This is a genomic window from Kitasatospora sp. NPDC093558 (assembly GCF_040683475.1).
Classification (GTDB): Bacteria; Actinomycetota; Actinomycetes; order Streptomycetales; family Streptomycetaceae; genus Kitasatospora.
In genome coordinates, this window is sequence record NZ_JBFBDY010000248.1 from 1 (window position 1) to 9,282 (window position 9,282).

Sequence of the window (9,282 nt, forward strand, 5' to 3'; positions counted from 1 at the left end):
GCGCCCCCGCCCCCCCCCCCCCCGCCCCGCCCCGCGCGCTGCTGCCCCAGGCGGCGCCGCTGTGCCTCCCGTTCAGGCGCGGCGAGGTGGTCCGGATGGGCCGCGCGCCGTGGGCCGGGACGACGGCCGCCGCGGAGGACGAGTCGGTCGTCGCCGAGGCGATGGCGGCCACCGAGTCCACCGCGTTCGCCGAGCGCCCCTTCACCGCCCTCTCCGGCGGCGAACGGGCCCGGGTGGCGCTCGCCCGGGTGCTCGCCCAGCGCACGCCGCTGCTGCTCCTGGACGAGCCGACGGCCGCGCTCGACCTGCGCCACCAGGAGCTCGTGCTGCGCGTCGCCCGGGCCCGGGCCGCCGCCGGGGACGGCGTGGTCGCCGTCCTGCACGACCTCTCGCTGGCGGCGGCCTACGCGGACCGCGTGGTGCTACTGGCCAGCGGCACGACGGTGGCGGACGGACCCGTCGCCGAGGTGCTGCGGGCGCCGCTGCTCAGCGAGGTGTACGGGCACCCCGTCGAGGTGCTGCCGCACCCGCGCACGGGCGTGCCGCTGGTCCTGCCCGAGCGGTGACGGACCGGCCTTCCGGCCGAGATCGGCTCGCCGGGGGGAATCAGTCCTCCAGCCGGAAGCCGATCTTCATCCCGACCTGGTAGTGCTTGACCTGCCCGTCCTCCAGGTGCCCCCGGACCTGCGTCACCTCGAACCAGTCGAGGTTGCGCAGCGTCCGGGAGGCCCGTTCCACACCGTTGCGGATGGCGGCGTCGACGCTCTCGGTCGAGGACCCGACGATCTCGGTCACCCGGTACACGTGTTCGCTCATGGCTCGGCTCCCTCAGCTGTGCGACGGCCCCCGGTCCACCGTGCACCGCCCCCGCCGCGCCCGCACGCCGACCGCGCCCACGAGCGTCAGGGACGCCCCGGGGCACGCCTCAGAACGCCGCCCGCACCTGCCCGACGGGCACGCCGCCGCCGAGCAGCGGGGCCGCGCCGATGCGCTCGACGGTCTCGTCCGCGCCCGTCACGCCGAGCCGGCGCAGCGCCGCCGCCAGGACCGGCCCGCGGGCCCGCTCCCCGCCGTCGTCGATCTTGAACGCGAGGGCGCGGCCGTCCGGCAGCGCCACCACCTGGACGGACTCGGCGCCCATCTTGGACAGCGCGCCCGGCACGGCCCGCATCAGCCAGGTGTCGGCCCGGCGGGTGCCGGCCACGTACTCGGGGTGGGCGCGCATCGCGTCGGCGACGCGGCGCTGCGGGGTGCCCTCGGCGGCGAGCACGAGCGCCCGGTAGCCGCGGGCCAGGCCGGTCAGGGAGACGGCCAGCAGGGGCGCGCCGCAGCCGTCCACGCCGGCGTGGACGACGCTCTCGCCGGTGGCCTCCTCCAGGGCCTCGCGGGCCAGCAGCTGAATGGGGTGGGCCGGGTCGAGGTAGCCCTCGGTGTCCCAGCCGTTGGCGACGCACGCGGCCAGCCAGCCGGCGTGCTTGCCGGAGCAGTCCATCAGGATCGGGGCGCGGTCGCCGCCGGAGCGCAGCAGGAGCTCGGTCTCGGTCTCGTCGAGCGGCAGGTCGGCCGGGGTGCGCAGGGCGGACTCGGCCAGCCCGGCGGAGGCCAGGATCGTCCGCACACCCTCGCGGTGGAACGTTTCTCCGGAGTGGCTGGAGGCGGCCAGCGCCAGCAGCTCGCCCTCGATCTCCAGCCCGGCCCGCAGCGTGGCCACCGCCTGGAACGGCTTGGCGGTCGACCGGGGGAACACCGGCGCACCGGGGTCGCCGAGCGCGAACTCGACCGAACCGTCGGCGGCGAGCAGCACCAGCGAGCCGTGGTGCCGCCCCTCGGTGAAGCCCGAACGTATGACCTCGGCGAGAACGGTCGGGGTGGCGGACTGGGACATGGCGGAGCCTTCCGGGGCGGAGCAAGGGTGGACCGGGGGCGAGCCGGGCCCCACCCGCCCATGGTGCCTCACCTGGTCAGAGGGGGCCGCCCGCGAGCAGGTCGTCGACCCGTGCTTCCCCATCACGGTACCTGCGGGTGATCTCGGCGTTGCAACCGTCCGCGGTGCGCAGCAGCCGCTGGCGCCGCCCCGAGACCTCCTGCTCGTGGGCCCGCAGCCGCTCCAGCGCGGCGAGCAGGTCCTCGGCCGGGTGCGCGGCGAGGTCGGCGAGCTGGACGTCGCCCATCAGCGCGTCCGCCTCCAGCTGCGACTCGTGCCCGCGCGGCGGCCCGAGCGTGACGTGCCGGGCCGAGCGCCGCACGGTGGACGGCGCGTCGGTGAGGATGGCCGGCAGCCGGTCCAGCAGGTCGCCGGACGGCCCCTCGGCGCCGCCGCCCGTCCCCGCCGCCCGCGCCCGGCCGCCGGGGCGGCGGTCCAGCTCGGCGCGCAGGATGTCCATCCGCCCGTGCAGCAGCCGCCGCAGGTACGAGAGGTCGGCCTCCTGTTCGAGGGTCTCCCGGCGCAGGGTCCGCAGCTGGTCCAGGCCCAGCCGCTCCAGGGCGGGCTCGTCGTCCCCGGCCACCCGCCCGGACCGGTCCTGCGCCGCGCTGCTCGCGTCCATCACCCAACCACCTGCCGTCGTCCGTTCCCGCCCGCTCGCGGCACCCCGTCCCTGCCGCCGTCCGGCCCGTCCCCCGACGGACCGTGCGCGTCACGTCCGTTGGCACGCCCGGACACCCCCGAAAGGTTCCGGTCCCCGGCGGACACCACCCGCCGGGGCGACACCGCCAGAACGCCTGACCTACCGGCTCGACCGCCCGGCCGAACCCGGGCCCGGTGCGGCGGACCTCCTGGCGCCCCGGGCCGTATGTACGGTGCCCCAGCGTGCCACCCCTCCCGGCGCGGGCGCACCGCCCGTGCACCCGAACGGCCCCCTGGCGAACGGGGGTGGCTGATATGACGAGGGCTTTCGCCAGGGAGAGCGGCGCCCGACCCCGCGCAGGCGTGCGCAATCCGGCGCGCGCCACTCTTGCGCACGCCTCCCCGGACGGGCGTGGATCCCCCTCCGGGGTGACCCCGGGGCTCCGGCACAATGGCCGCATGCGAGCAGTGGTGCAACGGGTGAGCGAAGCCAGGGTGACGGTGGCCGGAGAGACCGTCGGCGCGATCGAGGGGCCCGGGCTCTGCGTCCTGGTGGGCGTCACCCACGACGACACGCCCGCCAAGGCCGCCCAGCTGGCCCGCAAGCTGTGGACGCTGCGCCTGCTGCCGGCCGACGAGGACGGCGTCGAGCAGTCCTGCTCCGACCTCGCCGCCCCGCTCCTGGTGATCAGCCAGTTCACGCTCTACGGCGACGCCCGCAAGGGCCGGCGCCCCACCTGGAACGCCGCCGCCCCGGGCCCGGTCGCCGAGCCGCTGGTGGACGAGGTGGTCGCCCGGCTGCGCGAGCTCGGCGCCAAGGTGGAGACGGGCCGGTTCGGCGCCGACATGCAGGTGGCGCTGGTGAACGACGGCCCGTTCACCGTCATCGTCGAGGTCTAGGACACGCCCTGGGCACTCACTGCGGGACGATCACGTCCTGCGTGCCCGGCACCGTCCCGGCCAGCAGCACCGCGTCCACCGGCACGTTCCGCTTGACGATCGCCAGCGCGATCGGCCCCAGCTCGTGGTGGCGCGCCGAGGACGTGACGAAGCCGAGCGCCCGCCCGTCCGGGTCGGACGCGAGCCGCACCTCGGTGCCGTGCGGGGGCAGCGACTCCTCGGTGCCGTCCAGGTGCAGGAAGACCAGCCGGCGCGGCGGGCGGCCCAGGTTGTGCACCCGGGCGACGGTCTCCTGGCCGCGGTAGCAGCCCTTCTGCAGGTGGACGGCGGTGCGCAGCCAGTCCACCTCGTGCGGGATGGTCCGGTGGTCGGTCTCGAAGCCGAGCCGCGGCCGGTGGTCCTCGATCCGCAGCGCCTCGTACGCCCACACCCCGGCCGCGGGACCGTACCCGGCGGTGAGCTTCTCCAGCTCGCCGCGCGGCACGAACAGGTCGCGCCCGTAGGGGAGTTCGCGCACGGCAGCGGCCCCCTCGGCGGAGCCGTCGGAGCCCGCCGGCAGGTGCACGACCGCGTAGTCGGCGGTGGCGTCGGCGACCTCGACCCGGTAGAAGAACTTCATGCTCTCGAGGTAGGCGACCAACGCGCCCTGGGTGCCCGGCTCGACGTGCGCCCACGTGGTGGTGCCGTCGTCGACGAGGTAGAGCGCGTGCTCGACGTGCCCGTTCGGGGAGAGCACCAGAGCCTCGGTGGCCTCCTGCGGCGGCAGCGCGCTGACGTGCTGAGTGAGCAGCAGGTGCAGCCAGGACAGCCGGTCGGCGCCGGTGACGGTGACGACGCCGCGGTGCGAGAGGTCGACGAAGCCTCGGCCCTGCGCGAGGTGGCGTTGCTCCCGGAAGATGTCGCCGTAGTGGGCGGCGACGCCCTCGTCGGCCCCCTCGGCGGGGACGGCTCCGGGCAGGGCAAGCAGCGGGCTCTTCACACCGGTCATACCGGCCAGCTTACGACCGGCCGTCCGCGAGCTTGGCGGTGCAGTCGGCGCAGCGGCCGAAGATGGCGAAGTGCTTGAGGTCGGTGTCGAACCCGTGCCGCGCGCGCAGGCTCTCGATGAGCGGCTCGGCGATCTCGGTGTCCGTCTCGGTGACCTCGTCGCAGTCCCGGCAGACCAGGTGCAGGTGGTGGTGGCGCCCGGCCAGGTGGTACGTCGGGGCGCCGTGGCCCAGGTGCGCGTGCGAGACCAGGCCGAGCTCCTCCAGCAGCTCCAGCGTCCGGTAGATGGTGGAGATGTTGATGCCGCTGGCCGTTCGCCGGACGTGGGTCAGGATCTCGTCGGGGGTGGCGTGGTCGAGCGTGTCGACGGCCTCCAGGACGAGCTGGCGCTGGGGCGTCAGCCGGTAGCCGCGCTCGCGCAGGTCGGCCTTCCAGTCTCCGGAGAGCTGCCAGTCGGTGGTGCCGGTGTCCGCCACGATGCTGTCCCTGCCAGGGTCGGGGTCCTTGGAACAAGTGTAGGGACCGGCCGCGGGCCGGTCCCTACGTCGTGCGCGGGTGGTGCCCACCCGCGCCGCGCCTCCTGCGAGACCTGCCGGAGGCCTACTTGAAGAAGGCGATGCCGTCGTCCGGCAGGTCGTTGATGTCCTTGATCAGCTGCGCCGGGCTGAGCACCTTCTTGAGCTGCGCGGACATGTACGGCCGCAGCGGCACGTTCGGGGCGGCCTTCTCACCGACCCAGAGCAGCTCGCCGTTGACGAAGCCGTACAGCCGCTTGCCGCCCGAGTACTCCGGGGAGCCCTCGATCCGGGCGACCGCGTCGGTCGAGACGTCGACCTGCGGCTTGCCGTCGGCCAGCTCGCCGTACCAGATCTCGACGGTGCCGTCGTCGCGGACGGAGGAGATCTCGATCCCGCGCGCACCGGAGGTGCCGTCGTGGTTGCTGGTGATGCGCCAGAACGCGTGCTCGTTCTCCAGCGGGCGGACCTTCTCGCCCTCCTCGTTCAGCACCCAGGTGCGGGAGCGGAACTCCAGGAAGGGGCGGCCGTCGTGCCGGATCACGATCTCCTGGCCGAAGTTGCACTTCTCCGTGCCCGGGAAGTCGTAGACGCCCGCGCCCTCCCAGGTACCGAGGAGGAAGGCCAGCGGGACGACGTCCCTGTGGAGGTCAGAGGGGATCTCGATCATGTTCCTGGTCGCTGTCGTCGGTGTGGGACTGCTTCAACCGTACGGCAGGCTCAGCGCTGGCCCTGGTACAGCTTCATCACCGAGAAGATGGCGAACCAGGTGATCAGCACGGCCATGAAGGCCAGCAGACCGTCGAAGAACATTTCCAGACCGGACACGGGGGGCTCCCAGGCGGCGACAGTGTGGTGGATTTTGCTGGCGCTCACTCTATCCGCCGGGCATCGGCCGGTCGCGGTGAGCCCCACCACGTCGCTTTTCCCGGGTCGCGGCGGCGCTCCCCGCGGGGCGACTTCCGCCCGCCGCCGAAGGTTTCCCCGCACGATCCGGGGATTCCGGGAACCGGACGTTCCGGGCGCTCTAAGGTGGCGCCATGTCGAAGAAACTCGTCATCAAGGTCACCGCCGGCTCCGACGCCCCGGAGCGGTGCTCGCAGGCGTTCACGGTCGCGGCCGTGGCCGTCGCCAGCGGCATCGAGGTCTCGCTCTGGCTGACCGGGGAGTCCTCCTGGTTCGCCCTGCCCGGGCGGGCGGCGGAGTTCGAGCTGCCGCACTCGGCGCCCCTGCCCGACCTGCTGGAGTCGATCATGGCGGGCGGCACGGTGACGCTGTGCACCCAGTGCGCGGTGCGCCGCGGGATCGAGCAGAAGGACACCGTCGACGGCGTCCGGATCGCGGGCGCGCAGGTCTTCGTCAGCGAGGTGATGGGCGACGGCGTCCAGGCGCTCGTCTACTAGGGGGTGTCCCGCCGCTCGTGGTCGGGGTGGTCCCGGTCGTGGCCGGGCTCGTCCCACTTCGGGTCGTCCCAGCGGGGGTCGTTCCACCAGTCGTCGTCGGGGTCGCGCTTGTTCGCGAACACCGCCGCGGCCGGCGGGATGACCATCGCGACCACACACAGCGCGATCGCGGCGGGCACGGAGAAGAACCGCACCACGCCCCAGGCCAGGACGAACATGCCGAGGCACACGCCCATCATGGCGAAGTAGTAGCGGCGCCGCCGGCTTGCCTGCACGTCTCCACGGTACGACCGAGGGCCCTGCCGTGGCAGGGCCCTCGTCGTCATTGCCGTCCGCGGAACGGGTCCGCGGAGGTTCAGACCGCGATCGCGACCTCGACGGCGGTGCCCTGGGAGGCCACCACCTGACGGTCCACGGTCTGCCCCGGCACCAGAGCGCGCAGGGTCCACTTGCCCGGCCGGGCGAAGAACCGGAACTGGCCGGTCGCCGAGGTGGGCACCTCGGCCGTGAACTCTCCGCCCTCGTCCAGCAGCCGGACGTAGCCGTTGACCGGCTCACCGTCGCGGGTCACCGAACCCTGGATGATCGTCTCGTTCGCCACGTCAACTCCTGCCAGGTCCGGCCCGCCGGCCTTCGCACCGCACATGTCCGTCTTCCCTTCTGACTTACGGTCGAGCCGCGCGGGCTCAGTTGCTGCCGAGCTCGATCGGCACGCCGACGAGGCTGCCGTACTCGGTCCACGAGCCGTCGTAGTTCTTCACGTTCTCCTGGCCGAGCAGCTCGTGCAGGACGAACCAGGTGAGCGCGGAGCGCTCGCCGATGCGGCAGTAGGCGATGGTGTCCTTCGCCAGGTCGATGCCCTCGGCCTCGTACAGGGCCTTGAGCTCGTCGTCGCTCTTGAAGGTGCCGTCGTCGTTGGCGTTCTTGGCCCACGGGATGTTGCGGGCGCTCGGCACGTGGCCGGGGCGCTGCGACTGCTCCTGCGGGAGGTGCGCCGGGGCGAGCAGCTTGCCGGAGAACTCGTCGGGCGAGCGCACGTCGACCAGGTTGAGGCTGCCGATGGCGGCGATCACGTCGTCGCGGAAGGCGCGGATCGAGGAGTCGACGGCCTGCGCCCGGTACTCGGTCGCGGCGCGGGCGGGCACCTCGGAGACGAGGTCGCGGGAGTCCAGCTCCCACTTCTTGCGGCCGCCGTCCAGCAGGCGGACGTCGCCGTGGCCGTACAGCTTGAAGTACCAGTAGGCGTACGAGGCGAACCAGTTGTTGTTGCCGCCGTACAGGACGACGGTGTCGTCGTTGGCGATGCCCTTGGCGCTGAGCAGCGCCTCGAAGCCGGCCTGGTCGATGAAGTCGCGGCGGACCGGGTCCTGGAGGTCCTTCTTCCAGTCGATCCGGACGGCGTTGCGGATGTGGTTCTTGTCGTACGCGGAAGTGTCCTCGTCGACCTCGACGATGACGACCTTCGGGTCGTCCAGGCGGGCCTGGACCCAGTCGGCGTCGACCAGGACGTCGCTGCGGCTCATGGTGGTGTTCTCCATCCGGGGGCGGTTGGCGGAAGGTGCTGCTCAGCGGGGTGCTGCGGGGGCGCTCCGGCTGCTCCGGTCCGAAAGTCCGTCCGAATACTGGGACGGAGGCGGGTGTCCGGGACGGCCGGGCGGGGAATCGCGGTGTGCGTCGGCGAAGGTCGGCCGAGGCGGCCGGACGGGTTCGCCGGAGGATCGGCGGCGGGCAGCAACTGCCCTGCCTGGACGGCCGATTTAGCGCATTCGACACAGACAGGCGGCCACGCGGCACAGGTCGACCGCCCGCCGCTTCGTGAGATCCGTCTGTCGCTTCATGTCGACGATGCTAGGGACACCGACGGCCCGCTGTCATCAGCGTATCGAATATCGAGACCGGATCGACCGCATCGCGAGATTTGGCCTCCGCGAGCCCGGCGGGCAGCGGCCGACGGCGCCACGGGGGCCGCCGGTGGCCGGAAACGACACCGCTCCGCGGTCGGCGCTGGACAGCGCGTCTCGCGGAGCGGAACGGAACCGATCGGCCGCCCGATCGGGTGAGTGGTCAGCCGAGGAGCTTGACGCCCTTGCCGTCGAAGTTCAGCTGCAGGCCCTCCTCGGTCGGCGTCACGCCGTCCTTGTCGGCCAGCTTCAGCCCGGCCGGCAGCGAGTCGAGGGTGAAGCTCACCGGATCGATCTTCTGGTTGGCGGCCCCCGCGAGCATCCCGGCCAGCCCGCTGAGCTGGAAGCCGTCCGCGGTGACGGTGTTCCCCTGGCTGTGCACCGAGCCGGTGCCGACCGGCAGCGGCCCCAGCGAGGCCTTGACCTTGCCCGGCCCGCCGTACGACAGGCTCAGCCGGGTGTTCGAGCCCACCGGGAGCTTGCCGCCGCCCGGCACCAGCTGCGCGGCCGGCGGCAGCAGCTGGGCGAGGTCCGCGTACGTGATCAGGCCGCTGCCGGTGCCGCTGTCCACGGTCGCCGAGTTCAGGCTGTCACTCACCCGGACGCCCGACAGCCGGGCCTTGAACCCGTGCAGCGCCACCTGGTGGCCGCCGTCGGTGATCATCAGGTTGTCGGCCGAGATGCTGACGTCGTCCAGCTTCTTCGACAGCACCTGGGTGAGGAACGGGAAGCCCCCGATCGAGACGTCCGGGCGCTGGCTCATCCGGCCGCTGCTCAGCATCCGGTCCGCGGCCTCGTCCTCGGCCACGCCGACCGCGATCCGGTCGGCGCCCAGCAGCAGCCCGGAGAGCACCACCAGGCCTATCGTCGCCTTCAGCCATCCGCGCATCGCGCTCCCCCGTCGTCGCCGGTCGCTGTCGTTCGCCGCCTCGCGGCGGCGGCCCGGGGCCGGGCCTCCGCACGACCGTACGACGTCCGGCCCCCGGACGTGGGTTGGGGGGCGGGCGGCG

General features: G+C 73.3%; 14 protein-coding genes. 3 read left to right on the forward strand and 11 right to left on the reverse strand.

All coding sequences use genetic code 11. The features are described 5' to 3' along the window. Positions 1 to 566, forward strand: a 566-nt coding sequence (locus AB0O00_RS21910; protein ID WP_363654245.1) for an ATP-binding cassette domain-containing protein, incomplete at its 5' end; no start/stop codon positions are given. 40 nt (positions 567 to 606) lie between these two features. Here AB0O00_RS21910 and AB0O00_RS21915 read toward each other — a convergent pair. From AB0O00_RS21915 to AB0O00_RS21925, 3 genes are all read right to left on the reverse strand, one after another. Continuing rightward, a complete protein-coding gene (locus AB0O00_RS21915; RefSeq protein ID WP_363654247.1) occupies positions 607 to 816 on the reverse strand; it encodes a dodecin in 210 nt (69 codons plus the stop codon). Positions 817 to 925: 109 nt separating this feature from the next. After that, positions 926 to 1,885 (reverse strand): asparaginase, encoded by a 960-nt coding sequence (locus AB0O00_RS21920; RefSeq protein WP_363654249.1) that lies wholly within the window; start codon positions 1,883 to 1,885, stop codon positions 926 to 928. A gap of 76 nt (positions 1,886 to 1,961) precedes the next feature. After that, positions 1,962 to 2,546, reverse strand: coding sequence for an ABC transporter substrate-binding protein (locus AB0O00_RS21925; protein WP_363654250.1), 585 nt, complete (start codon positions 2,544 to 2,546; stop codon positions 1,962 to 1,964). A 479-nt stretch (positions 2,547 to 3,025) separates the two neighbouring features. Between AB0O00_RS21925 and dtd the strand changes: the two genes are divergently transcribed. Further along, positions 3,026 to 3,466 (forward strand): D-aminoacyl-tRNA deacylase, encoded by a 441-nt coding sequence (gene dtd / locus AB0O00_RS21930; RefSeq protein ID WP_363654252.1) that lies wholly within the window; start codon positions 3,026 to 3,028, stop codon positions 3,464 to 3,466. A 16-nt stretch (positions 3,467 to 3,482) separates the two neighbouring features. Here the strand turns inward: dtd and AB0O00_RS21935 are convergent, their stop codons facing one another. From AB0O00_RS21935 to AB0O00_RS21945, 3 genes are all read right to left on the reverse strand, one after another. Beyond that, positions 3,483 to 4,445 (reverse strand): folate-binding protein, encoded by a 963-nt coding sequence (locus AB0O00_RS21935; protein WP_363654265.1) that lies wholly within the window; start codon positions 4,443 to 4,445, stop codon positions 3,483 to 3,485. A gap of 19 nt (positions 4,446 to 4,464) precedes the next feature. Beyond that, on the reverse strand, positions 4,465 to 4,929 hold the full coding sequence (locus AB0O00_RS21940) for a Fur family transcriptional regulator (RefSeq protein ID WP_363654254.1): 465 nt from the start codon (positions 4,927 to 4,929) through the stop codon (positions 4,465 to 4,467). Positions 4,930 to 5,053: 124 nt separating this feature from the next. Beyond that, positions 5,054 to 5,638, reverse strand: a complete 585-nt coding sequence (locus AB0O00_RS21945) for an FABP family protein (protein ID WP_363654256.1) — start codon at positions 5,636 to 5,638, stop codon at positions 5,054 to 5,056. Between the two features lie 370 nt (positions 5,639 to 6,008). On the opposite strand from AB0O00_RS21945, the gene AB0O00_RS21950 reads away from it, so the two are divergent. Continuing rightward, the gene (locus AB0O00_RS21950) at positions 6,009 to 6,371 is read left to right on the forward strand and encodes a DsrE family protein (RefSeq protein ID WP_363654257.1); all 363 of its coding nucleotides are present in this window, start codon (positions 6,009 to 6,011) and stop codon (positions 6,369 to 6,371) included. On the opposite strand, the gene AB0O00_RS21955 is transcribed toward AB0O00_RS21950, so the two are convergent. From AB0O00_RS21955 to AB0O00_RS21975, 5 genes are all read right to left on the reverse strand, one after another. Next, entirely contained in the window at positions 6,368 to 6,697 is a 330-nt protein-coding gene (locus tag AB0O00_RS21955; RefSeq protein ID WP_363654259.1) for a DUF3099 domain-containing protein, read from the reverse strand. The two genes, AB0O00_RS21950 and AB0O00_RS21955, sit on opposite strands and share 4 nt — an antisense overlap. A 29-nt stretch (positions 6,698 to 6,726) precedes the next feature. Continuing rightward, entirely contained in the window at positions 6,727 to 7,017 is a 291-nt protein-coding gene (locus AB0O00_RS21960; RefSeq protein ID WP_030059605.1) for a DUF1416 domain-containing protein, read from the reverse strand. 40 nt (positions 7,018 to 7,057) lie between these two features. Continuing rightward, positions 7,058 to 7,894, reverse strand: coding sequence for a sulfurtransferase (locus AB0O00_RS21965; RefSeq protein WP_363654261.1), 837 nt, complete (start codon positions 7,892 to 7,894; stop codon positions 7,058 to 7,060). 234 nt (positions 7,895 to 8,128) lie between these two features. Next, positions 8,129 to 8,209, reverse strand: coding sequence for an Ms5788A family Cys-rich leader peptide (locus tag AB0O00_RS21970; RefSeq protein ID WP_350517234.1), 81 nt, complete (start codon positions 8,207 to 8,209; stop codon positions 8,129 to 8,131). A gap of 226 nt (positions 8,210 to 8,435) precedes the next feature. Next, positions 8,436 to 9,282, reverse strand: an 847-nt coding sequence (locus tag AB0O00_RS21975; protein ID WP_363654263.1) for a DUF2993 domain-containing protein, incomplete at its 5' end; no start/stop codon positions are given.